The organism is Methylophaga sp. (assembly GCF_009711715.1).
Lineage (GTDB): Bacteria > Pseudomonadota > Gammaproteobacteria > Nitrosococcales > Methylophagaceae > Methylophaga.
Genome location: NZ_VENF01000015.1, coordinates 16356 through 39000, shown reverse-complemented (window position 1 = coordinate 39000; position 22645 = coordinate 16356). Strand labels below are relative to the sequence as shown.

The following is a 22645-nucleotide window of genomic DNA, read 5'->3' as shown; positions in this document are numbered from 1 at the left end:
TGTCATCCTCCCTTTGTCAGGGCCCGGGCATACCGGACCTGTTTACGAATCAGGAGACTTTTTCACCCTGGGCCTGTAAGTCGGCATGATAAGAAGAGCGCACCATCGGCCCACTGGCCACATGATCAAAGCCCATCTGTTTACCCAGCTCGCCCAGTTCATCGAACTCGGCCGGGGTAACAAAGCGATCGACGGGCAGATGATGGCGGCTGGGTTGCAGATACTGACCGAGGGTCAGCATGCGGCAGCCGTGATCACGTAAATCCTGCATGACCTGTTTGACTTCATCCATGGTCTCACCGAGGCCGAGCATCAGGCCTGACTTGGTCGGCACTTCCGGATGCAAGTCCTGAAAGCGTCGAATCAAATCCAGTGACCACTGATAATCGGAGCCGGGACGGGCTGCCTTATACAGGCGCGGTACAGTCTCCAGGTTATGGTTGAAAATATCCGGCGGACTCTGAGTCAGGATTTCCAGCGCCACATCCATGCGGCCGCGGAAATCCGGCACCAGCGTTTCAATATTGGTCTGTGGCGACTGGCTGCGAACTTCGTTGATGCATTTGACGAAATGATTAGCCCCGCCGTCACGCAAATCGTCTCGGTCGACCGAGGTAATCACCACATGCTTAAGCTGCATGGCGGCAATCGTTTTAGCCAGATGTGCCGGCTCATTCTGATCCAGCGGATCGGGACGACCATGGGCCACATCACAGAACGGGCAGCGGCGGGTACAGATATTGCCCATAATCAGGAACGTGGCCGTGCCATGAGAAAAACATTCTCCCAGATTGGGGCAGGCAGCTTCCTCGCAGACGGTATGCAGTTGGTGTTCGCGCAGCATATCCTTAATGTGTTGAACACGCGGGTCACCGTGTGATTTGGCCCGGATCCACTCCGGCTTGCGCTTGGGCTGGCTGGGTTCAATCTTGATCGGAATACGGGAAACCTTCGATTCGCCCTTGAGCGCGCGGACGTCGCGTTTACCCTCTACTGTCTCTGTCATGTATTCATACCTGTCTGCATCTGCTGTTTAAATGCAGCGATAAATTGTTGTTTGGCCTCGACCATCGTCAGTTCGATATCGAGTGAAGTCAGGTCAATGACTTCCATGCCTGCCTGGCCACAGGGATTGATATAGCTGAACGGCGTCAGATCCATATCAATATTGAAACTGACACCATGATAACAGGCACCGCGCTTGACCCGTAAACCCAGCGAAGCAATCTTGCGCTCATTGACATAGACGCCGGGGGCATCTTTTCGGGCGTAGGCATCGACATCAAAGGCTGCGAGCATGCTGATAACCGTCTGCTCCAGCTGTGTCACCATCTGTCTGATGCCCGACTTATGGCGGCGCAAATCAATCAAAGGATAAGCGATAAGCTGACCCGGGCCGTGATAAGTCACCTGACCACCACGATCAGTCGCAACCAAGGGGATATCGTGCAGATCCAGTACATGTTCCGCCTGACCGTTGGCCCCCTGAGTAAAGACGGGCTGATGTTCCAGCAGCCAGAGTTCGTCCTCGGTGTCCGGTCCCCGTGTCAGTGTGAACTCACGCATTTTCTCGACTACCGGCTGGTAGTCAACGAGCCCCAGATCTCTAACGATCATCAGAGCACGTACTTAATGCGGTGATGGCTGGTCAGATCCTGATAAATCGCGTCGAGTTGCGGCTTACTGGTTGCCCGGATGGTGACCGTAACCGAAGTGAACTTGCCACCGGAACTCTGGCGACTGCTGACCGCGCCTTCCGAGATATCTTCCACATGGCGGCGCACGATTTCGACCACGATCTGATCCAGGTCATCACTGGTTTCGCCCATGGCTTTGATAGCAAAGTCACAGGGAAACTCCAGCAGGGTTTCCTGTTGTTTATCCTGTTCGCTCATACACTGCCCTCTGTTTTGCGGCGCTGGTAAAGCGCGTCCAGCTGCTGCCAGACCGGGCCCGGTTTACCGCCGCCCACCGGTGCACCATCGAGTGAAGTGACAGGCAATAATTCACGGGTAGAGCTGCTGATCCAGATTTCATCGGCCTGTTTCAGCTGCTCAGCAGAGACAGCCTGTTCACGATAAGGAATATTGGCCGCTTGTGCCAATGCCAGTACCACATCCCGGGTAATGCCGGGCAGCACTTTCTCATCTTTGGGGGCGGTGTAAATGACACCATCCAGTACCGCATAGCTGTTACTGGCAGAGCCCTCGGTCATATAGCCATCACGAATCAGAATCGCTTCCTGGGCACCGACATCCTGTGCCTGTTGTCGTAACAGACTGTTAGGCAGCAGTGTGATGGCTTTGATATCACACTGGGCCCAGCGAATATCATTGACTGTAATCGCCTTGATGCCTTCCTGTTTGTACCAGGCGGGCAGCGGTTTAATCGGGTTAGTCATCACAAAAGCGGTGGGCTCAACGCCTTCCGGGAAAACATGATCACGCGGTGCGACGCCCCTTGTCACCTGCAGGTACACGGCCTGATTATCGCCGTCATTTTCTTTCACCAGGCGGGCGATAATCTCACTCCATTCATCAAGGGAATAGGGATTTGCCATCCGCACCCCGTCCAGGCTGCGTTGCAGGCGCTGCAGATGTTCTTTCAGACAGAAAGGCAAGCCCTGATAGACCGGAATCACCTCATAAACACCATCACCCAGCAGAAAGCCGCGATCGAGAACAGAAACCCGGGCCTGATCGGCGGGCAGATACTCGCCGTTTAGAAAAACGGTTCTCACTTGCTAGCCCCAGATCCACAGCAGAATATGATCAATCAGGCGACGCCACCAACTGCCCTGCTCGACAGCGGTCAAAGCGACCAGTGGTTGTTTTGCGACCACTTCTTCTCCCAGACGGATTTCGACTTCACCCAGTTGAACACCAGCCTCAACCGGGGCAATCACCGGTTGCTGGATATTGGTGCTGGCTGACAAATCATCATACTGACCACGAGGGACGGTGACCGACAGGCTTTGCGCCAGACCCAGTGCCAGCTGATCCTTCGCCCCTTTCCAGACCTTGGTATTGGTGATGCTGGTATTGGCCTGGTAGAGCTGATGTGTTTCAAAGAAACGGAAACCATAGTTCAATAATTTCTGAGTTTCCTGGGCACGGGCATTTTCACTACGCGTACCGAGTACCACCGAAACCAGACGCATATCGCCGCGTTTGGCGGAAGCCGCCAGACAGTAACCGGCTTCTTCGGTATGACCGGTTTTCAGACCGTCGACGCTGTTGTCCCGCCACAGCAGCTTGTTGCGGTTGTGCTGAGTAATGTCGTTATAGGTGTATTCTTTTTCTGCGTACCATTCGTAATGCTCGGGAAAATCGCGGATCAAGGCCGCTGACAGCGTCGCAATATCACGTGCCGTGGTGTAATGATCGGGGTCCGGCAGACCGGTCGAGTTCACATAGTTGGTGTTAGTCATGCCCAGTTGCTGCGCGTACTGGTTCATCATCTGCGCAAAAACCTCTTCACTGCCGGCAATATGCTCTGCCAGGGCCACAGCAGCATCATTACCTGACTGCACAATCATGCCCCGCAGCAACGCTTCCACCGAGACTTTGGTGTTGACTTTGATAAAGCTGCGAGAGCCAATCATGCGCCAGGCTTTTTCACTTATCAGCACTTCATCTTCAAGCGAAATATTGCCGGCGTGCAGTTCATGCGAAACCACATAGGAAGTCATTAATTTGGTGATACTGGCCGGCGGCAGTTTTTGATCCGGATTCTCGGCAGCCAGCACCTTCCCACTGTCATAATCAATCAGGATGTGGGCTTTGGCCGCTACCGCCGGTGCTGACGGTTTGGGCGCAACCACGCCCGCCTGAACCGAAACAAAAGCGGTCAGGAACAGAACAAATAAAACAACTTTCGTGTTTTTCAGCATGATGAACTCTCAGGAAATAAAGATTAATCGACGACGATATGGCTGTCGCGAAAGCCGAGTCCGACCAGTCTGGCAGCGAGATGATCCCCGTCTGCGACACTGGCTAGCGGGCCGACTCTGACCCGATACAGGGTGCCCTGGGCACCATCCATCGGCATGATGGAGATGCTGTCTGGGATATCCTGCTGCAAGCGTAATTTTACCTGCTCAGCGCGATTGAGGGTGCTAAATGCCCCAACTTGCAAAAACATCGCGGCTGAGCCAGAGGACTTTACCGGCTGAGCATCCCGCTCAACCGAAGTCACCGTTTTCTGTGCTTTGCCCGGCGTGATAGCTCTGACCTCCACCAAACCGGTACCTTTGGAGACGATGCCCAGTTTGGTTGCAGCGCTATATGATAAATCAATCAGGCGATTGTCGTGAAATGGTCCGCGATCATTAACTTTGACGATGACATTGCGGCCATTCTCAAGATTAGTCACTTCAACGTAGCTGGGTAGCGGCAATGTCTTATGCGCCGCTGTCATTTCGTACATGTCATAGATTTCACCGCTGGACGTGCGGCGACCATGAAACTTGGTGCCATACCAGGACGCGATTCCCTTCTCGCGGTAGCCATCAGCGCTGGTCAGCGTGTAATAACGCTTGCCGAACACTTCATACTGGGTGGGATTACCGTACTTGCTGCGCGGTTCAGCCTTGGGAACGGCATCCGGTATCTGACTGATGTCAGGCACCTTTCCTGGCGCGCCATCTTTTTCAGACACGCCACCGCAGGAAATCAACAGCAGATAAGTCAGCGCCAGCGCTGCTCTCCGCCAGAAAACTGAACAGGTCATTGCAACTCACCAAATTGTTGTCGGATTGCCTCCGCCAGCTGCACCACAGCCATGGCATACATACGACTGTGATTATAGCGGGTGATGGCATAAAAGTTCTGCCGACCGAGCCAGTATTCCTCTCCATCCGGCTGAGTCAGCGCGATCACCGAAAGGGGATCATTGCCGGCTGGCAGTTGCGCCAGTGAGAAACCGGCAGCAGCCAGTTGTTCCCGGCTGAACGCCGGCTTCAGGTCTGTGCCGTTGATTGCTTCCGGCAGTGTGGCATCGAGCTCAGTGGGATGCACAATACTCTCGCCGGGTACCCAGCCATGCACGGACAGATAATTGGCAATACTGCCGATAGCATCGGTGGGATTGGTCCAGATATCACGATGTCCGTCCTCATCAAAGTCCACGGCATAGGCGCGATAGCTGCTGGGCATGAACTGTCCCAGTCCCATTGCACCGGCATAAGAGCCCACTGGTTCCAGTTGTGATATCTCTTCCTCACGGGTCAGAATCAGGAAATTTTCCAGTTCACTGGTAAAAAACGGGCTGCGCGGTGGATAGCGAAACGCCAGTGTAGACAAGGCATCGATCACCCGGTAGCTGCCAACATTACCACCGTAGCGGGTTTCCACTCCCAGAATCGAAACGATGATTTCTGCCGGCACGCCATACTTCTGCTCAGCCTGGGCTAATGCTTCCTTGTGCTCTTCCCAGAACTCGACACCGCCGGCAATCCGGGACCCGGTCAGGAAAATATCACGGTACTCGTACCAGGGTTTGCTCTTTTCAGCCGGCCTGGAGATGGCTTTGAGAATACTGTCTTTGACTTCAACTTCGGCAAAAACCTGTTCCAGTTCGGCCTCATTAAAACCATGTTCAGTCACCATTTTGTCGATAAACTGTGGCAAGTCCGGCAAGTCCGGGTTTGCCATCACAGGCAGGGAAGTCAGACACAACAAGGCACTACTGAACACTAAATGTTTCACGGCGACATCATCCTTCGGTGAGTATGAATTGACATCAGGATACCGAAGCCGGCGAGCAAGGTCACCATGGAGGTGCCACCATAACTCACCAGCGGCAGGGGCACCCCGACCACAGGTAACAAGCCGGTAACCATACCGACATTAACAAACACATAAACCAGGAAGGTAATCGAAATACTACCCGCCAGCAGACGCGAAAAGCTGCTTTGCGCCTGACTGGCAATAAACAAGCCACGGCCCGCTATCAGCAGATACAAACACAGCAGGAGGGCCGCGCCGGCCAGGCCAAACTCTTCGGCAATCACGGCAAAAATAAAGTCAGTCGAGCGCTCCGGCAGAAACTCCAGATGGGACTGCGAGCCTTGCAGCCAGCCCTGGCCGAAAGTACCACCGGAACCGATGGCAATCTTGGACTGAATAATATGATACCCCGCACCCAGGGGATCGTTTTCCGGATTCAGAAAGGTCAACACCCGCCGCCGCTGGTAGTCATGCATGAAATACCAGAGCACCGGTGCCGCCGCCGCGCAGGCACTGATAAAACCGATAATCAGTTTCCAGCTGATACCAGCCAGGAACAGGACGATCAAACCGGAACTGGCAATCAGAATAGCGGTACCCAGATCCGGTTGTTTAGCAATCAGAAATGCCGGCAGGCCAATCAAAACCAGGCTGGTGAGTAGCCGCAAAACTGAGGGCGGCAGGGGCCGCTCAGCGAGAAACGCTGCCACCAGAATCGGCACCGCCAGCTTGATAATCTCGGAGGGCTGAAACCGGAAAAAACCCAGGTTAAGCCAGCGCTGCGCGCCTTTACCTTCATGACCAAACAGCAACACCGCGACCAGCAATATCAGACCAAAAGCATACAGCCAGTAGGCACTGTCACGCATCCTGTCAGGATGAATCTGGGCTACCACCAGCATTGCACCCAGAGCAACGCCGAGTCTCACCAGTTGGCGAATTATCAGACTGCTATCCTGACCACTGGCGCTATAGAGCATCATCAGCCCGACGCCAAGCAGCAACAGCAAGCCGAATAACAGCATGGCGTCGATATGCAACAACTGAAACAGCCTGCCTGGCTGCCAGGATTGTCGCTGAGGTCTGTCACTGATCAGGCTGTGGTTCATCCAGTTCCAATCCGAAATGTTCAATCATCATCTTGCGTGCTATGGGGGCAGCAGTTTTGCTGCCACTGCCGCCGTTTTCGACCACTACCGCCACCACAAACTCAGGCTTGTCGGCCGGGGCAAAGGCAATAAACAAAGCATGATCATGCAGCTTTCTTTCCAGCGTTTCCGCGTCGTATTTCTCGTCCTGAGCGATACCGAAAACCTGCGCGGTCCCGGTCTTGCCGGCGATCTGGAACGGCATGTCCTCACCGACATGTCTGGCAGTTCCCCGGGCACCATGAATCACCTCGACCATAGAGTCTACCACTGCTTCCCAGTGCTGACTGTTCTGCATCGGCAGACTGTTGATGCGTTCATTGCCGCGCAGCTCCATCTCGTCTTGTCCTGCTTTACGACTGGCGCGGACTACCTGGGGTTCCTGCATCACGCCGCGCATGGCCAGCGTCGAGGTAGCATGGGCGAGTTGAATCGGCGTAGTCTGATTAAAGCCCTGGCCGATACCGGATATCAGTGTTTCACCGGGGAACCATGCCTGGTTACGGCTGGCCCGTTTCCATTCTCTGGATGGTGACAAACCGCTGCTTTCGCTGGGAATATCAATGCCTGTTTCATGACCAAAACCGAACAGATCGAGGAAATGATGCAGACGGTCAATACCCAGCGTATGCGCCAGGTCGTAGAAGTAGACGTCACAGGACTGGGAAACTGCATCATTCATATCCATCATGCCGTGACCTTGATGTTTCCAGCAGCGATAACGGTGATCATGGCCCGGTAAGGTATACCAGCCCGGACAATAGGTTTTCGAATGTTCTGTGACCACGCCCAGTTCCAGTCCGGCCAGCGCGACAAACGGTTTCAGGGTAGAGCCGGGGGGATAACTGCCCCGCAGCGCCCGATCATAAAGCGGACGGTCAGGAGAGTCTCTGAGCTCGGCATAATCTTTACTGCTGATGCCCGACACAAACAGGTTGGGATCAAAATCCGGCTTACTGACCAGTGCCAGCACACCGCCGGTGCGGGGGTCCATGGCAACAATCGAGCCGTTGTAGTCTGTCAGCGACTCACTGGCTACACGCTGCAGGTTGATATCGAGATTCAGAAACAGATCGTCACCGGAGTGCGACGATACAGACATCAGTTCACGTACGATACGACCCTGCACATTGGTTTCGACCTGGCGATAACCGACTTCGCCATGCAGAATATCTTCGTACTCTTTCTCCACCCCGGTCTTGCCAATCTGCAAAGTGCCCTTGTAGTCCTGCTGATCGATGATCTGTAATTCACGTTCATTGATTCGGCCTACATATCCCACCGCATGCGCAAACAGATTGCCCTGCGGATAATGTCGTATCAGGCGACCCTGAATATCGACACCGGGAAAGCGGTAGCGGTTAGCAGAAAAACGGGCGACCTCTTCTTCGGTCAGCCGTTGTCTAATGACGACTTGCTGAAAACGGCGGTGACGTTGCAGACGATCCCGAAAGTCGGTGATATCCTCTTCTGTCAGCGCTACCAGCTTGGCAAGCTCACTGAGTGTGGCATCCACATCAGTTACCTTTTCAGGCACCATTTCCAGGCTGAAAGTCGGGATATTTTCGGCAATCAGGACGCCATTGCGATCGTAGATCAGGCCCCGTTGTGGCGGCAGCGGTTCTATATCGACGCGGTTGCGGTTCGACAGAGAGTCAAAGTGTTCATATTCAAACACCTGCAGCACCACCAGCCTGACCACCACCACACTGAAAACCAGAATGGAAATCAGTGCAGCCACCAGCAATCGGCCGTTGATTAAGCGGCTTTCACGGAAATGGTCTTTCAGCGTGAAGCGTGAGGACATAAATATTAACTAACCTGGAATGTACGGCGGATCTTACGCAGCACGGCATACATCACCGGCCACATCAAAGTACTGGTTATCACGGGCATCCAGATGAGCCAGTCAATATCCGGCCCCGCCGCCAGAATAGCAACCAGATGCACCAGCAACACCACTGAAAAGATTGTCAGCGCCTGTTGCCACAGCGGATATTGTCGAAGTTGCAGATGAAAGCGGGCAATGAGATAAACGGCCAGTGCGTAGCTGAATGCCATAATCCCCAGTGTCGTGCCCATCATTGCATCCATCAGCAAACCGGTCAGCCAGCCGATGCCAATGCTGACCCGGTGAGGCAGTGCCATCGCCCAGTAAATCAGGGTCATCACCACCCACTCCGGACGGAAAAAACGGGCCGTATCGGGCAACGGTACCAGCATCAGCAGCATGGCAATAATCAGGGTAATCACAATCACAAAACCATTTCTGGATTCAGCGGTTGTCGCCATCTGCCGCCTCCTCTGTCGTGTTTTGCGGTGTTGTCAGCGTCGGCTCTGCGCCGGAAGCCACGGGGGTAACCGTTACTTGCGCTTCTGACGCCGCCGGTGCCGGTGCCAGTAAAGGCTCGGTATGGATTTTTTCACCCGGTAGTACCAGCATTACTTCACGGCTGGTCGACAAATTCGCCGCCGGCTGAACCTTGATATCAGCAAAAGCCTTGCCCTGCGGAAAATCCACCGAGACCACCTTTCCTACCGGATAGCCCACCGGGAAACGTCCACCCAGACCGGAGGTGACCAGCAGATCCCCTTTTCTGACATCGGCATTATGTGGCAGGAAATCCATCTGCAGGTTTTCACTCAGTCCACGACCGGTCACCACTGCTCTCAGACCATTCCGGTTGATTTGTACCGGAATGCTGTGGCTCGGGTCAGTCAACAAGACAACACGACTGGATAAATGGGAAGTCTCGGTGACCTGGCCCATCACACCATGGGCATCCAGCACCGGCTGTCCCACATACACACCGTAGTTTTTTCCCTTATCGATAATAACCTGCTGGGAAAACGGGTCCAGATCCACTGTCAGCAGTTCGGCTACCTGTACCCGTTCCTGCAGCCGGAATGAGGAGCCCAGCAACTCGCGCAGCCGCATATTTTCCCGCTCCAGAGCCTGCATTTTCTGCAGTCGGATACTTTGCAGCTTGTTAGTGGCACTCATGACCGTGATCTGCTCACGCAGCTGTTCCCGGTCCTTAAAAAAATCACCGGCCCAGTCGACAAAATTGGTCGGCAGTGAGGCAGTTGCCTGAATCGGATAGACCACTGTGGATAAGGCCGAGCGAACCGGCTTGAAATAGTCCAGACGCGAGTCAAGAAAAAACAGCACCAGTGACGCCAGCAAAGCCAGCATCATCCGGGTATTCAGTGACGGTGTATTGGTAAATAACGGTTTAATGGCTAGCGTCCAAAACTAAAAGACCTTCGCAAACAAAAATCATTTGCAAAGGTCTTAATCTAACGTTTCCTGGCGATTATTCAAATGTAAAGACGTCTGTCCCCTTCTCGTCGATCATTTCCAGTGCCCGGCCGCCACCTCGTGCGACACAGGTCAACGGGTCTTCAGCAACAATCGCCGGCAAACCGGTTTCTTCAATTAACAGACGGTCCAGATCACGCAGCAGCGCGCCACCACCAGTCAGCACGATGCCACGCTCGGCGACGTCAGCACCGAGCTCGGGCGGGGTTTGTTCCAGGGCTGTTTTAACGGCTGCCACGATGCCGGATAAAGGATCCTGCAGCGCTTCAAGAATTTCATTGCTGTTAAGGGTAAAGCTGCGGGGCACACCTTCAGCCAGATTACGACCACGGACTTCCATTTCCTTGACTTCATTGCCCGGATAGGCAGAACCGATTTCTTTCTTGATTTTCTCTGCCGTCGATTCGCCTATCAGGGTGCCGTAGTTACGACGTACATAATTGACGATGGCTTCATCAAACAGGTCACCACCGATTCGAACAGAAGCGGAGTAGACGATACCATTAAGCGAGATAACCGCCACTTCCGTCGTACCACCACCGATATCCAGCACCATCGAACCACTGGCTTCATCAACCGGCATACCGGCACCAATCGCTGCAGCCATCGGCTCTTCGATCAGAAACACATCACGGGCACCGGCACCGGCAGCGGATTCACGAATCGCACGGCGTTCGACCTGGGTTGACCCGCAGGGCACGCAGACCAGCACGCGGGGGCTGGGTTTAAGGAAGCGGCCTTCATGCACTTTTCGAATGAAGTGCTGCAGCATTTTTTCGGTTACCGTGAAATCAGCAATAACACCATCTTTGAGGGGTCTGATTGCGGTGATGTTGCCCGGGGTCCGTCCCAGCATCCGCTTTGCTTCAACCCCCACAGCGGCGATTGAACGGGGGCCACCCGGTCCTTTATCCTGACGAATCGCCACCACTGACGGTTCGTCGAGCACGATACCTTTACCGCGCACATAAATCAGCGTATTTGCTGTTCCCAAATCGATCGACAGATCGTTGGAAAAAATTCCACGTAAACGTTCAAACATTGAAGAAACCACACCTGAAAGGGGTAAAATGGATACTTTAGCAATGCTCAGGACTGTTGAGCAAGCTGCTGATGATTTAAACTTGGTGCTTTATTGAAGCAATTAACATTTGGAACTGTCGATGAGTTTAGATAAACACGATGTAGAAAAAATTGCGCATCTTGCGCGCCTTTCGATACAGGAAGATGACATTCCGCATTATGCACGGGATCTCAACAATATTCTCAATCTTGTTGAACAAATGAGCGCGGTAGACACCAATGACATTCTGCCGATGGCTCATCCGCTGGATGCACATCAACGTCTGCGTCCCGATGTGGTCACTGAAATCGATCAACGTGAAGCCTTCCTGGCTATCGCTCCCAAAACCGAAGCCGGTGTTTATCTGGTTCCCCAGGTCATCGAATAAAGAGAACTACAGGCTCATCCATGCATAACAAATCTCTCCCGGAACTCTCGACAGCCCTGCACGCTGGAGACATCAGCAGCGTTGAACTCACCCAGCATTATCTGGACCGCATCAACCAATACAACGGCGATCTGAACGCCTTTATCAGCGTCACCGAAGACCGGGCACTGGAACAGGCCAGAGCGGCGGATAAGTTGCTGGCCGATAAAAAAGCCGGACCGCTGACTGGTATTCCGCTTGCCCACAAGGACATTTTCTGTACCAAAGGTGTTCGCACCAGCTGTGCCTCGAAAATGCTGGACAAGTTCATCGCGCCATACGATGCCACCGTAGTGGAAAAAACCGACGCTGCCGGCATGGTCACCCTGGGCAAAACCAATATGGACGAGTTTGCGATGGGCTCTTCCAATGAAACCAGTTATTACGGTCCGGTCAAAAATCCCTGGAACACCGACTGTGTGCCCGGTGGTTCTTCCGGTGGCTCAGCCGCCGCGATGGCGGCCCGTCTCGCCCCGGTTGCTACCGGTACCGATACCGGCGGTTCGATTCGTCAGCCTTCGTCCCTGTGCAACCTCACCGGTCTCAAACCGACCTACGGCCGCATTTCCCGTTACGGCATGATTGCTTTTGCCTCGAGTCTGGATCAGGCCGGCCCCATGGCCAACAGTGCCGAGGATGCCGCCTTTCTGATGAATGTGATGGCCGGCTTTGACCCCCGTGATTCCACCAGCGTCGAACGTGAAGTGCCCGATTACACCGCAACGCTCAATGATTCACTGGAAGGCCTGACTATCGGCCTGCCCAAGGAATATTTCGGAGAGGGTCTGAACCCGCAGGTCGCTGAAGTCGTGGAAACGGCAATAAAGCAATACGAAGCCATGGGCGCCAAGCTGAAAGAAATCACCCTGCCCAATACCCACCTCGCGGTACCGACCTACTATGTAGTGGCACCGGCTGAATGTTCTTCCAACCTGTCGCGGATGGATGGGGTTCGTTTCGGCCACCGCGCTGAGGATCCGAAAGACCTGCTGGATCTCTACACCCGTTCCCGTGGCGAAGGCTTCGGCGAAGAGGTGAAGCGACGCATCATGATCGGCACCTATGCCCTGTCTGCCGGTTACTATGATGCCTATTATCTGAAAGCACAGCAGTGCCGCCGCCTGATTCGTGATGACTTCCTCAAGGCCTATGAAGAAGTCGATGTGATCATGGGGCCTTCTGCGCCGACCCCAGCGTTCCGCTTCGGTGAAAAAACCGACGATCCGGTTGCAATGTACATGGAAGATATTTACACCATCAACGTCAACCTAGCCGGCTTGCCCGGCATGTCGATTCCGGCCGGTTTTGTTAACGGTCTGCCGGTCGGTCTGCAAATCATCGGTAACTACTTCGATGAAGCGCGTCTGCTCAATGTGGCACACCGATATCAGCAGGAAAGTGACTGGCACACCCGGATGCCGGATGCGTTCAAATAAACGCTGAAACTGAAAGGGGCTTCGGCCCCTTTTTTTGTTTTGATTTCAATCAAACCTCAGGCAGAGAGATTTGCTTTATCGCAGGTGACACAGATAAACGCAGATTTTTCTTAAAAAGAGAATTATGACAGGCGTTATTTACACAACACGGCCTTCAGCAACCACATTTTAATCTGTGTAATCGCATAATCTGCGGATAGCCATCGTTTATGACTCTGTCCTGTGTGGTTAATGAGCAAATCCCTGAAGCCCGCCATAAACGCAATCTGCTATCCTTGCAGCACGATCGAATTCGGTAAAAGGAAGCCGCTGCATGAAAGCCGCAGAACTGTTTATCAGGGCGCTGGAAAATGAGGGTGTCGAATACCTGTTTGGTATTCCCGGTGAGGAAAATCTGGATGTCATGGATGCGCTGCTGGACTCCAGTATCCGCTTTATTACCACCCGCCATGAACAGGGCGCTGCTTTTATGGCCGATGTCTACGGTCGCCTGACCGGACGCGCCGGGGTCTGCATCGCCACCTTGGGACCGGGCGCAACAAACCTGATTACCGGTGTGGCTGATGCCAATATGGACCATGCGCCTTTAATTGCCGTTGCCGGCCAGGCCTCGACCCGTCGTTTGCATAAAGAATCCCACCAGGTACTGGATCTGGAAGCGATGTTCCGGCCCATCACCAAGTACGCGACCCGCATCGTCAGTCCGGAGGTCATTCCCGAGATTGTGCGTAAGGCGTTCAAAGTCGCCCAGACAGAGAAAACCGGCGCCTGCTTTATCGAGTTTCCGGAAAATATTGCCGAAATGGAAATTGATGATCAGCCGCTGCGGGTTAAACACGCGACGCCGCCGGAGCCGGCCGCTGAACATATCGAACGTGCCGCCGAAATTATTTCCAATGCCAAAAACCCGATTATTCTCGCCGGTAACGGTGTCGTCAGAGCCAATGCCAGTGAAGAACTGGCAGAGTTTGCCGAAAAGCTGCGAATTCCGGTTGCCAATACCTTTATGGCCAAGGGCGTGATTCCATTCCGCCATCCGATGGCACTGGGCAGTGTCGGTCTTCAGTCAAACGACTATGCCAATTGCGGTTTTGCCAGTGCCGATGTGATTATCTGCATTGGCTACGACATGGTCGAATACCACCCCTATCTCTGGCATCCGTCACGGGATCGCACCATTATTCATATCGACAGTACCCATGCCGAAGTCGATGCCCATTACAGCGTGGTGCTGGGCATCGTCGGCAATCTGCGCCACAGCCTGAACCGGCTGGCAGCGCTGACTACGCCACATGAGGGCAAAGCGCTGCGCATTTTGCGTGACAGTCTGATCGAGGAAATGAATCTGCACCGTGACGATACCGAGTTTCCGGTCAAACCACAGAAGATCATCTGGGATTTACGTACCGCGATGGATCTGGAAGATATCGTGATCTGCGACGTCGGTGCCCACAAGATGTGGATGTCACGGATGTTCCGCTGTGAATATCCCAACACCTGCATTATCTCCAACGGTTTTGCCAGTATGGGGATTGCTGTGCCCGGCGCAATTGCCGCCAAGCTGGCCTATCCCGATCGCAAGGTGGTCGCGGTCACCGGCGATGCCGGCTTTATGATGAACTCGCAGGAAATTGAAACCGCAATGCGGCTGCATATTCCGGTGGTGATTCTGATCTGGAATGATGCCAGTTATGGCCTGATTGAATGGAAACAGAAAAATGAATTCGGCCGCACCAGCCATGTTGAATTCACCAACCCCGATTTTGTTCAATATGCGCAATCTTTCGGTGCCGTTGGTGTCAGAGTGGAGAAGACCGAGCAGCTGATGCCGGTATTGCAGGAAGCATTGGAGCGTGACACGGTCACTGTGATTGATTGTCCGGTCGATTACCGGGAAAATCTCAAGCTGACTGAAACTCTTGGACAACTGACTTTAACCACATGAAACCTGTAATCAGAAATCTGCTTATTGTCGTACTTGCCGCCGTCGCCGGCCTCACCACTTATACCCTGTTGCCGACATCGCGTCAGCCCATGCCCGACATCAGTTTTACTGATATTGACGGCGGCAGGCATCAGCTGACTGACTACAAAGGCCAGCCTATCCTGATGATATTCTGGGCCACTGACTGTCCCGGCTGCATCAAGGAAATGCCCGAGTTGATTGCACTGCATGAGGAATATGCCGATAAGGGCCTCGCCATGATCAGTGTGGCAATGCCGCATGATTACCCGGAACATATTCAGGCTATGCGCGAGGAGAAAGGTCTGCCCTACCTCATCACCTGGGATCAAACCGGCGACATCAGTGCAGCCTTTGATAATGTGCGGGTAACGCCGACCCACTTCCTGATTTCACCCGAGGGCGAAATAGTCATGCGCAAAATTGGTGTGCTTGATATGGCGCTGTTGAAAGACAGACTCGCCATGATGGGACTTAGACCGGTACAATCATAAATTCACTACACATCTCAAAGCTTATATGGTATAAAGTCCGGCTTTAATAGATGCAGGCAGGGGCCTTGGTTGGAACCCTGCGAAGAGTAAAGTTCATCAGGAGCAGGTTCTAAAATGGCCAGAGTATGTCAGGTAACGGGCAAACGCCCAATGAGCGGTAACAACGTTTCGCACGCTCACAACAAAACAAAACGTCGTTTTTTACCCAACCTTCAATCTCACCGTTTTTGGGTCGAGTCTGAAAACCGCTGGGTAAAACTGCGAGTCAGCAACCATGGTCTGCGCATCATCGACAAGAAAGGCATCGATGTTGTTCTGACTGAAATGCGTGCTCGCGGCGAAAAAATCTAGGAGATAAGACATGCGTGATAAAATCAGACTCGTTTCGTCTGCTGGTACTGGTCACTTCTATACCACTGACAAAAACAAACGCACCATGCCAGAAAAAATGGAGATCAAAAAGTTTGATCCCGTTGTACGCAAGCATGTGATGTACAAAGAAGCAAAAATCAAGTAATTCCGACTTGTATAATGCTTAGCAAAAAGCCCGCTGACGCGGGTTTTTTTGTGCGCGCCAGTTGAGCTAAGATGTTGGCAAACGACAGGAAAACTAGTACATGGCCCATACCAACAAGAATGCAACATCCGTTGTCATCGCCAGACAGCCGATTTTTGATCGTCAATACCAGGTCTATGGCTATGAATTGCTTTTTCGCGGTGCCGGCCATCATCCAAAGGCAGATTTCAGCCATTTCTCAGCCGATGTTGCCACCAGTCGGGTCATTAATTATGCGTTTCTGGAGCTGGGTATTGATCGTGTTATCGGTGAGAACATTGCCTTTATCAACCTGACCCGTTCTTTCATTCTTAATGACGAACCGATTCCTGCCAAACAGAACAAAGTGGTTCTGGAAGTACTGGAGGATATCGAGATAGACCATGAGCTGTTGCAAGGCATCAAAATGCTTAAACAGCAGGGCTACACCATAGCCCTGGATGACTTTGTCTATCACGAGTCACTAAAACCGCTGATCGAAATGGCTTCAATAGTCAAAGTCGACGTACTGATGCTGGATGAAGACAGCCTGCGCGAGCATGTACGTGAACTGCGGCAATATGACATCAAGCTCCTGGCTGAAAAAGTCGAAACACTCACAAACTACCAATTGTGCTATGACCTGGGATTTGATTATTTTCAGGGTTTCTTTTTTTGCCGCCCCGATGTGATTGAAGACACTCCCATCCCCGATAACCAGTTTGTTCTGTTGCAGATCATTCAGAAACTGCAGCAGCCGGATGTCGAGTTCAAGGATATTGATGAACTCATCAGTAAAGATGCCGGCCTCAGCTACAAACTGCTGAGACTGCTCAATTCGGCCGCTTTGTCATTGCCACGTAAAATTAACTCTATCCGCGAGGGGCTGGTCATCCTGGGTCTCAAGGCAATTAAAACCTGGACCACACTGATTGTGATGAGCGAAATCGATTATACCCCCAAAGAGTTGCTTGACTACTCGCTGATTCGCGCCAAAATGTGTGAGTCTTTGTCGGCTGCCTATGATTGCAGTGCAGAAAGTGGCTTTATGGTCGGGCTGTTTTCAACCATCGACGCGATGCTGAACCGGCCGATGGCAGCTATTATTGATCCACTTCCTCTGAGTGATGAGAGCAAACAGGCATTGAAACACCACGAAGGCGATCTCGGCGCACTATTGCAGGATGTGGTGCGCTATGAACAAGGCTTGTGGCCCGACATGAGCGAACAGCCAGTCTCGCTGGAAACATTCAGCGAACAATATATCCAGGCTGTAGAGTGGGCTCAGAAAACGAGGGAAGTCATCTGACACTATGAGTAATAAGGTACTGCTGGAAGCCACACAACTGTCACGCTATTTCGGTGGTAAAGCCGCCGTTGATGATGTCAGCTTCAGTGTCAATCAGGGTGAGGTCGTCGGTTTTCTGGGGCCTAATGGCGCCGGCAAATCGACCACGATGCGGATGCTGACGGGCAATCTGGCACCGGATTATGGCGAAATTACTATCAACGGCATCGATCTGCTGGATAAACCTGGCCTCGCCAAGGCGCAGATCGGCTATCTGCCCGAGACCCCGCCTTTGTATAAAGAACTTACCGTCACAGAGTTTCTGCGTTTTTGCGCACGCCTCAATCAGATTGAGAGCAGGCAACAGCAAACTGCTGTTGATACCGCCATGGCCCGCTGCGGTCTGACAGAAGTAGCACACCGCCTCATCGCTAACCTGTCCAAAGGCTTTCAGCAACGGGTAGGCATTGCCCAGGCCATTATTCACTCACCCTCGGTGGTCATTCTGGATGAACCGACGTCAGGGCTGGATCCCATCCAAATCCGCGAAATCCGTCAGTTAATCCGCGAGATTGCTGATGAGCACAGCGTTATCCTGTCGACGCATATCCTGCCCGAGGTACAGATGCTGTGTGACCGGGTGCAAATCATCTCCCAGGGCCAACTGCTGTTTAACGATACAATCGACCAGCTTAGCCTGCAGATGCAGGCTCATACCCTGCTGGTTGAATTTGAACAGCCCCTGGCTGCCGACTTTCTTAAACAGGTCGAGGGCGTCAGTTCGGTAGAGACCATCAACCTTCAGCGCCACCGTCTGCATTACCGGCCCGATAATAACCCGACCCAGGCCCTGCTCAGCCGGGCTGTCAGTGATAACTGGCGGCTGACTACGCTGATGCCCGAGCGGCGCTCACTGGAAGAGGTATTCATGAAGATCATTCAGAAAGAAGAAGCCGATGTTTAATATCGCCCGCAACGAACTTCATCGCCTGTTTCTGTCACCACTGGCCTGGGTTATGCTGGCGCTCACGCAGTTATTGCTCGCCTATCTGTTTCTGACTCATATCGACTATTTCAGCAGCATTCAGGCCCGTATTTCAGCGATACCCGGAGCGCCCGGTGTCACTGAAATGGTCGCCATGCCGCTTCTCAGCAATGCCGCAATCATCCTTTTGCTGATTACCCCGCTGCTGACCATGCGCACCATCGCAGAAGAGAGGCGCAATGAAACCCTGCCGCTGCTGGCATCTGCGCCTCTGAGCATGACTCAGATTGTGCTGGGCAAATATCTGGGTAACCTCACTTTTTTTCTGCTGATCGCCTTACTGACCATGCTGATGCCCTTATCGCTCAGCCTGGGTACCCATCTAGACTGGTATCAGCTCAGTGCCGGCATGCTGGGGCTGGTGTTACTGATTGCCAGCTTCACCGCCATTGGCCTCTATATGTCGTCGCTGACGCGTCAGCCAACCATTGCCGCAGTGAGTACCTTTGCCCTGCTGTTTCTGCTCTGGATCATCGACTGGGCCGGCAGCAGCGCTGCGGACTTTTCGGTATTGAGCTGGCTGTCATTGCTGAGTCATTTTGAACCCATGACAAGAGGACAAATCAACACGCAGGACTTAAGTTTTTATCTGATTGTTATCGCGACGTTTATTCTGCTGACGATTCGCCGATTGGACAGAGAACGACTGGACTGACGTTAGCCCGATATGAAAATTACCCGACGCATACAACGCTTATTCCGACTGCAGCAGGCCCTGTTTTACCTGCTGCTGATCGCCGTGATCATCCTGCTCTCGAAACTGGCTGTCGATCACAACCGTCAATTCGACTGGACAGCTAACGCCCGACATACGCTGTCAGAGAGCAGCCTCCAGTTACTGGACAGCCTGCAAGACAATATCCGCATTCAGGTTTTTGTCAGCCCCGAGTATCAATACCGCCAGGCCGTGGTTGACTTGCTCAAACGCTATCAGCAACACACCGATAAGATTGATGTGAGTTATGTCGACCCTAACTTTTCTCCTGATCTGGTTCGGGAGCTGAATATTCAGCAGCAGGGGGAAATGGTTGTCAGCCGTGGTGAACAGAGTCAGCACGTGCTGGACTTATCCGAACAATCACTGACCAATGCCTTGATCAGTGTCTCCCGTCAGCAACAACAGTGGCTGGTTTTTATTGAAGGCCATGGCGAGCGCAGCCTGTTTGAAAAAAATAACTTCAGTCTCGATACCTGGGCCAGGCAGTTGGAGAGTCAGGGCTTTAAGTTACAGGCCCAGAATCTCATCGACACCCCTCAGCTACCCTCTAATACTGCGGCAGTTGTTATTGCCAGCCCCACCCGTGACTGGTTGCCGGGTGAAGTCGCGCTGGTAAAAGACTATCTGAGTCAGGGTGGTAACCTGCTCTGGCTCGCTGATCCGGACCAAACCGGGTCATTAGCACCTCTGAGTGAAATGCTCGGCATCGAGTTTATTCCCGGTACAGTCATGGATCCGACTTCTGTCAGCCTGGGCCTCGAGGATCCGCGGTTTGTTCTCATCAGTGACTATGCCAATCATCCGATTGGTCAGGCCGTCGCCAGTGTCTCGCTTTTGGCTGAAGCTGTTGCCATACAACAAACTGATCGGATCGAGGAAGACAGTGACTGGCAATATCTCAACCTCCTGCGTAGCCAGCCCGGCGCCTGGGTAGAATCGACACCGATTAATCAAAACAACCTGGCATCACAGGCCTATGATATCGGTGCAGATGTGTCAGGACCGGTTTCTTTGGGCTATGTGCTCAGCCGCCAGTTGAATGATGGTGAGAGACAACAGCGGGTTGCTGTGATTGGCGACAGTGATTTCAGTTCTAATGCTTATATCGGTAATGCGGCCAACCTGGATTTGGCAATGGCGCTCGCCAATTGGCTGGCAGCCGAAGACAAGCTGATTGAGATCCCGGTTAAAACTAGTGTCGGCACGCAGCTTGAACTGAGCCGGACACAGACAATAATTATCGGTTTTGGCTTCTTACTGGTGATACCATTATTACTACTGGCGACCGGCCTGGCTATCTGGTGGCGGAGACGACGCCGATGAAAAGCAGTTATCTGACTAACCTGGTTTTACTGTCAATTGTGATTGCCCTGCTGTGGCTGTCACAGCGGGAGCAGCCTGCCGAACAGCAAACTTCGACACTCTCGTCACTCGATACCGAAGCAGTCGAGCTGATTCAGATCGAACGCGATGGCAAAGTTAATCTTCGGCTTGAGCGTCAACAAAGCCAGTGGGTGCTGACCGAACCGTTTAATGCCCGTGCCAATCCAACCCGCATCAACCTGTTACTGAGCCTGCTCAAAGCCCCTGTTCATGGCGAATTTCAGCCAATGGATCAGGCTGCGCTGGACCAGTTTGGACTCAGCAACCCGGATGTGATTTTGAGCATGAACAGCGAACAGTTCGCCTTTGGCGGCGTTGAATCACTGAGCGAGAACCGTTATGTGCTGCATCAGGGCATGATATTTCTGGTACAGGATGACGTCACACCATTGCTGACTGCATCGGCCGGCAGTTTCGTTGATAATCGGCTGATTCCTGAAACCAGCCGGATCAGCCGGCTGAGCTTACCTGCCAGTCCGAACGCCGACATCACGATGACTCTTACGCTGCAGAACGGACAGTGGCAAAGTGATTCGGGCGAACTCAGCGCCGACACCATCAAAACCCTGGTGGACAGCTGGCAGCATGCCTATGCGATGCAGGTAAGCTATCTCGATCAGGACCAACTCAATGCCCTGACTGAACCACAAATCCAGATCTGGCTCGATGATAAAGCGAAACCGATGCAACTGGTGTTGCGTCAGAGCGGAGAGACATTACATCTGCTCAACCCTGCCCAGCGTCTGCAGTATGATTTCCCGCTGGCATTACAGAGCCAGTTACTGCCCTTGCCCCCGAAACAATAAACCATGCCTGAATTACCTGAAGTCGAAACCACGCGACGTGGTATCCAGCCCTTTGTCGAGGGTGAAACCATCAACAAAATGACCGTACGTCATCGCGGTCTGCGCTGGCCGGTGCCGGACGGCCTGGAAGCACTAGTCAGCGGCCAGCAGGTGCATCAGGTCGCACGCCGTGCCAAGTATCTGTTATTGAAATGCGATCGTGGCACTTTGATTATTCATCTGGGCATGTCCGGCCGGCTGCGGGTGCTGGATAATGACGACAATATCGCCAAGCATGATCATGTCGATATCTTTTTCAGTAACGGCAAAGTGCTGCGTTTTACCGATCCCAGACGTTTCGGTGCGGTGCTCTGGGCAGAGGACAACACTGATCAGCATCCCTTGCTCCGTCATCTGGGCCCGGAACCTTTATCAGAGGCTTTTGACGGCGATTATCTGTACCAGCGGGCCAAAGGCCGCAGCAGCAATATCAAAAGCTTTATTATGAATGGCGAAATTGTGGTTGGTGTGGGGAATATCTACGCCAACGAAGCCCTGTTTCTGGCCGGCATTCATCCGGCCATGGCGGCCGGTAAAATCAGTAAAGCCAAAATGCAGAAACTGGTGGATGCTATCAAACTGGTACTGGAAAAAGCCTTACTGGCCGGTGGCACGACGCTGCGAGACTTTCGTAAAAGTGATGGCAAGCCCGGTTATTTCACCCAGGAACTGCATGTTTATGGGCGTCAGGATCAGCCCTGTCTGAGCTGCCAGCAACCGATTATATGTATCCGTCAGGCACAACGGGCAACCTACTACTGTAAACACTGCCAGCCGCGTTGAGCCCCGCTACCCGCAGATTGCACAGATTGATGCGGATTTGCCAAAAATAAAAAAATCGTGTGATCAAAGACAAGGGGACAATCTGCGTCATCTGTAGCTTACTTATTTCTGCGCAGCGAAATAATCTGCCAGTAAGCGGATTTCTTCTTCAGTGTAGCCGCGGGCATGCTGCATCATCACAGTGGCAGGGCGTTCTCCACGCTGAAACTGTTGCATCTGCTCGATAAAATACAGCCGATCGAGACCGGCCAGGCTGGGTGTGCCGCCGACACTGTGGCCCTGAGTGCCGTGACAGGCAGCGCAGCTCGAAGCCAGTAAGGCTGCGTTGCGCCCTTCCGCCTGCAAATTAAAACCAGCCAATAATAATAAAACAGCCAGTGTCAGCCGTGAAAGCGACATCCTGTTCTCCTAATTCAGACTCTAAGCTTAGCCTACGTTATAATTGCCATTTAATCACCTGCCAATG

At 53.0% G+C, this 22645-nt stretch carries 25 protein-coding genes; 12 read left to right on the top strand and 13 right to left on the bottom strand.

The window, feature by feature from the left end:
- Positions 1-49: 49 nt before the first annotated feature.
- The 12 genes from lipA to FH755_RS11550 all read right to left on the bottom strand — a co-directional run bounded on the left by lipA (position 50) and on the right by FH755_RS11550 (position 11241).
- Positions 50-1006: a lipoyl synthase gene (gene lipA / locus FH755_RS11605; RefSeq protein WP_292441281.1), complete on the bottom strand. Its 957-nt coding sequence runs from the start codon at positions 1004-1006 to the stop codon at positions 50-52.
- Positions 1003-1617 carry a lipoyl(octanoyl) transferase LipB gene (gene lipB, locus FH755_RS11600; RefSeq protein ID WP_292441280.1) on the bottom strand — a complete coding sequence of 205 codons (615 nt, stop codon included), beginning with the start codon at positions 1615-1617 and terminating at the stop codon, positions 1003-1005. Before lipB ends, lipA begins: the two co-directional genes overlap by 4 nt.
- Complete coding sequence (locus tag FH755_RS11595; protein ID WP_292441279.1) at positions 1617-1895, bottom strand: DUF493 domain-containing protein; 279 nt, start codon at positions 1893-1895, stop codon at positions 1617-1619. Before FH755_RS11595 ends, lipB begins: the two co-directional genes overlap by 1 nt.
- The gene (dat, locus tag FH755_RS11590) at positions 1892-2740 is read right to left on the bottom strand and encodes a D-amino-acid transaminase (protein WP_292441278.1); all 849 of its coding nucleotides are present in this window, start codon (positions 2738-2740) and stop codon (positions 1892-1894) included. The genes FH755_RS11595 and dat overlap by 4 nt, the downstream gene beginning before the upstream one ends.
- Before the next feature lie 3 nt (positions 2741-2743).
- A complete protein-coding gene (locus FH755_RS11585) occupies positions 2744-3892 on the bottom strand; it encodes a D-alanyl-D-alanine carboxypeptidase family protein (protein ID WP_292441277.1) in 1149 nt (382 codons plus the stop codon).
- A 23-nt stretch (positions 3893-3915) separates the two neighbouring features.
- Complete coding sequence (locus FH755_RS11580) at positions 3916-4731, bottom strand: septal ring lytic transglycosylase RlpA family protein (RefSeq protein WP_292441276.1); 816 nt, start codon at positions 4729-4731, stop codon at positions 3916-3918.
- Positions 4728-5708: a lytic murein transglycosylase B gene (gene mltB, locus FH755_RS11575; RefSeq protein ID WP_292441275.1), complete on the bottom strand. Its 981-nt coding sequence runs from the start codon at positions 5706-5708 to the stop codon at positions 4728-4730. The genes FH755_RS11580 and mltB overlap by 4 nt, the downstream gene beginning before the upstream one ends.
- Positions 5705-6838 carry a rod shape-determining protein RodA gene (gene rodA / locus FH755_RS11570; RefSeq protein ID WP_292441274.1) on the bottom strand — a complete coding sequence of 378 codons (1134 nt, stop codon included), beginning with the start codon at positions 6836-6838 and terminating at the stop codon, positions 5705-5707. Before rodA ends, mltB begins: the two co-directional genes overlap by 4 nt.
- Positions 6816-8684 (bottom strand): penicillin-binding protein 2, encoded by a 1869-nt coding sequence (mrdA, locus tag FH755_RS11565; protein WP_292441273.1) that lies wholly within the window; start codon positions 8682-8684, stop codon positions 6816-6818. The genes rodA and mrdA overlap by 23 nt, the downstream gene beginning before the upstream one ends.
- Before the next feature lie 5 nt (positions 8685-8689).
- Positions 8690-9169, bottom strand: a complete 480-nt coding sequence (mreD, locus tag FH755_RS11560; protein ID WP_292441272.1) for a rod shape-determining protein MreD — start codon at positions 9167-9169, stop codon at positions 8690-8692.
- Positions 9153-10118 carry a rod shape-determining protein MreC gene (gene mreC / locus FH755_RS11555; protein ID WP_292441328.1) on the bottom strand — a complete coding sequence of 322 codons (966 nt, stop codon included), beginning with the start codon at positions 10116-10118 and terminating at the stop codon, positions 9153-9155. Before mreC ends, mreD begins: the two co-directional genes overlap by 17 nt.
- Before the next feature lie 76 nt (positions 10119-10194).
- Complete coding sequence (locus FH755_RS11550; protein ID WP_292441271.1) at positions 10195-11241, bottom strand: rod shape-determining protein; 1047 nt, start codon at positions 11239-11241, stop codon at positions 10195-10197.
- A 121-nt stretch (positions 11242-11362) separates the two neighbouring features.
- On the opposite strand from FH755_RS11550, the gene gatC reads away from it, so the two are divergent.
- From gatC to mutM, 12 genes are all read left to right on the top strand, one after another.
- Positions 11363-11650: an Asp-tRNA(Asn)/Glu-tRNA(Gln) amidotransferase subunit GatC gene (gene gatC, locus FH755_RS11545; protein ID WP_292441270.1), complete on the top strand. Its 288-nt coding sequence runs from the start codon at positions 11363-11365 to the stop codon at positions 11648-11650.
- A gap of 20 nt (positions 11651-11670) precedes the next feature.
- Positions 11671-13125: an Asp-tRNA(Asn)/Glu-tRNA(Gln) amidotransferase subunit GatA gene (gatA, locus tag FH755_RS11540; RefSeq protein ID WP_292441269.1), complete on the top strand. Its 1455-nt coding sequence runs from the start codon at positions 11671-11673 to the stop codon at positions 13123-13125.
- A gap of 313 nt (positions 13126-13438) precedes the next feature.
- On the top strand, positions 13439-15070 hold the full coding sequence (locus FH755_RS11535; RefSeq protein WP_292441268.1) for an acetolactate synthase large subunit: 1632 nt from the start codon (positions 13439-13441) through the stop codon (positions 15068-15070).
- Positions 15067-15582, top strand: coding sequence for a TlpA disulfide reductase family protein (locus FH755_RS11530; protein WP_292441267.1), 516 nt, complete (start codon positions 15067-15069; stop codon positions 15580-15582). Before FH755_RS11535 ends, FH755_RS11530 begins: the two co-directional genes overlap by 4 nt.
- 114 nt (positions 15583-15696) lie before the next feature.
- Positions 15697-15933, top strand: coding sequence for a 50S ribosomal protein L28 (gene rpmB, locus FH755_RS11525; protein ID WP_292441266.1), 237 nt, complete (start codon positions 15697-15699; stop codon positions 15931-15933).
- 10 nt (positions 15934-15943) lie between these two features.
- Positions 15944-16099, top strand: coding sequence for a 50S ribosomal protein L33 (gene rpmG / locus FH755_RS11520; protein ID WP_266236702.1), 156 nt, complete (start codon positions 15944-15946; stop codon positions 16097-16099).
- Positions 16100-16199: 100 nt separating this feature from the next.
- Entirely contained in the window at positions 16200-17426 is a 1227-nt protein-coding gene (locus FH755_RS11515; protein WP_292441265.1) for an HDOD domain-containing protein, read from the top strand.
- 4 nt (positions 17427-17430) lie between these two features.
- Positions 17431-18369, top strand: a complete 939-nt coding sequence (locus tag FH755_RS11510; protein WP_292441264.1) for an ABC transporter ATP-binding protein — start codon at positions 17431-17433, stop codon at positions 18367-18369.
- Positions 18362-19105, top strand: coding sequence for an ABC transporter permease subunit (locus tag FH755_RS11505; protein WP_292441263.1), 744 nt, complete (start codon positions 18362-18364; stop codon positions 19103-19105). Before FH755_RS11510 ends, FH755_RS11505 begins: the two co-directional genes overlap by 8 nt.
- 12 nt (positions 19106-19117) lie before the next feature.
- On the top strand, positions 19118-20491 hold the full coding sequence (locus tag FH755_RS11500) for a GldG family protein (RefSeq protein WP_292441262.1): 1374 nt from the start codon (positions 19118-19120) through the stop codon (positions 20489-20491).
- Positions 20488-21357, top strand: coding sequence for a DUF4340 domain-containing protein (locus tag FH755_RS11495; RefSeq protein ID WP_292441261.1), 870 nt, complete (start codon positions 20488-20490; stop codon positions 21355-21357). Before FH755_RS11500 ends, FH755_RS11495 begins: the two co-directional genes overlap by 4 nt.
- 3 nt (positions 21358-21360) lie before the next feature.
- On the top strand, positions 21361-22179 hold the full coding sequence (gene mutM, locus FH755_RS11490; RefSeq protein ID WP_292441260.1) for a bifunctional DNA-formamidopyrimidine glycosylase/DNA-(apurinic or apyrimidinic site) lyase: 819 nt from the start codon (positions 21361-21363) through the stop codon (positions 22177-22179).
- A gap of 102 nt (positions 22180-22281) precedes the next feature.
- On the opposite strand, the gene FH755_RS11485 is transcribed toward mutM, so the two are convergent.
- Positions 22282-22578, bottom strand: coding sequence for a c-type cytochrome (locus FH755_RS11485; RefSeq protein ID WP_292441259.1), 297 nt, complete (start codon positions 22576-22578; stop codon positions 22282-22284).
- Positions 22579-22645: the final 67 nt, after the last annotated feature.

Bases quoted from the DNA above. Each gene is read 5' to 3' on its own strand.
- FH755_RS11585 (WP_292441277.1), bottom strand. From the start codon at position 3,892: ATGCTGAAAAACACGAAAGTTGTTTTATTTGTTCTGTTCCTGACCGCT.
- lipB (WP_292441280.1), bottom strand. From the start codon at position 1,617: ATGATCGTTAGAGATCTGGGGCTCGTTGACTACCAGCCGGTAGTCGAG.
- rpmG (WP_266236702.1), top strand. From the start codon at position 15,944: ATGCGTGATAAAATCAGACTCGTTTCGTCTGCTGGTACTGGTCACTTC.
- FH755_RS11505 (WP_292441263.1), top strand. From the start codon at position 18,362: ATGTTTAATATCGCCCGCAACGAACTTCATCGCCTGTTTCTGTCACCA.
- FH755_RS11580 (WP_292441276.1), bottom strand. From the start codon at position 4,731: ATGACCTGTTCAGTTTTCTGGCGGAGAGCAGCGCTGGCGCTGACTTAT.
- mutM (WP_292441260.1), top strand. From the start codon at position 21,361: ATGCCTGAATTACCTGAAGTCGAAACCACGCGACGTGGTATCCAGCCC.
- FH755_RS11510 (WP_292441264.1), top strand. From the start codon at position 17,431: ATGAGTAATAAGGTACTGCTGGAAGCCACACAACTGTCACGCTATTTC.
- FH755_RS11595 (WP_292441279.1), bottom strand. From the start codon at position 1,895: ATGAGCGAACAGGATAAACAACAGGAAACCCTGCTGGAGTTTCCCTGT.
- FH755_RS11485 (WP_292441259.1), bottom strand. From the start codon at position 22,578: ATGTCGCTTTCACGGCTGACACTGGCTGTTTTATTATTATTGGCTGGT.
- gatC (WP_292441270.1), top strand. From the start codon at position 11,363: ATGAGTTTAGATAAACACGATGTAGAAAAAATTGCGCATCTTGCGCGC.
- gatA (WP_292441269.1), top strand. From the start codon at position 11,671: ATGCATAACAAATCTCTCCCGGAACTCTCGACAGCCCTGCACGCTGGA.
- FH755_RS11535 (WP_292441268.1), top strand. From the start codon at position 13,439: ATGAAAGCCGCAGAACTGTTTATCAGGGCGCTGGAAAATGAGGGTGTC.
- FH755_RS11550 (WP_292441271.1), bottom strand. From the start codon at position 11,241: ATGTTTGAACGTTTACGTGGAATTTTTTCCAACGATCTGTCGATCGAT.
- rodA (WP_292441274.1), bottom strand. From the start codon at position 6,838: ATGAACCACAGCCTGATCAGTGACAGACCTCAGCGACAATCCTGGCAG.
- FH755_RS11515 (WP_292441265.1), top strand. From the start codon at position 16,200: ATGGCCCATACCAACAAGAATGCAACATCCGTTGTCATCGCCAGACAG.
- FH755_RS11495 (WP_292441261.1), top strand. From the start codon at position 20,488: ATGAAAAGCAGTTATCTGACTAACCTGGTTTTACTGTCAATTGTGATT.
- rpmB (WP_292441266.1), top strand. From the start codon at position 15,697: ATGGCCAGAGTATGTCAGGTAACGGGCAAACGCCCAATGAGCGGTAAC.
- FH755_RS11500 (WP_292441262.1), top strand. From the start codon at position 19,118: ATGAAAATTACCCGACGCATACAACGCTTATTCCGACTGCAGCAGGCC.
- mreD (WP_292441272.1), bottom strand. From the start codon at position 9,169: ATGGCGACAACCGCTGAATCCAGAAATGGTTTTGTGATTGTGATTACC.
- lipA (WP_292441281.1), bottom strand. From the start codon at position 1,006: ATGACAGAGACAGTAGAGGGTAAACGCGACGTCCGCGCGCTCAAGGGC.
- FH755_RS11530 (WP_292441267.1), top strand. From the start codon at position 15,067: ATGAAACCTGTAATCAGAAATCTGCTTATTGTCGTACTTGCCGCCGTC.
- mrdA (WP_292441273.1), bottom strand. From the start codon at position 8,684: ATGTCCTCACGCTTCACGCTGAAAGACCATTTCCGTGAAAGCCGCTTA.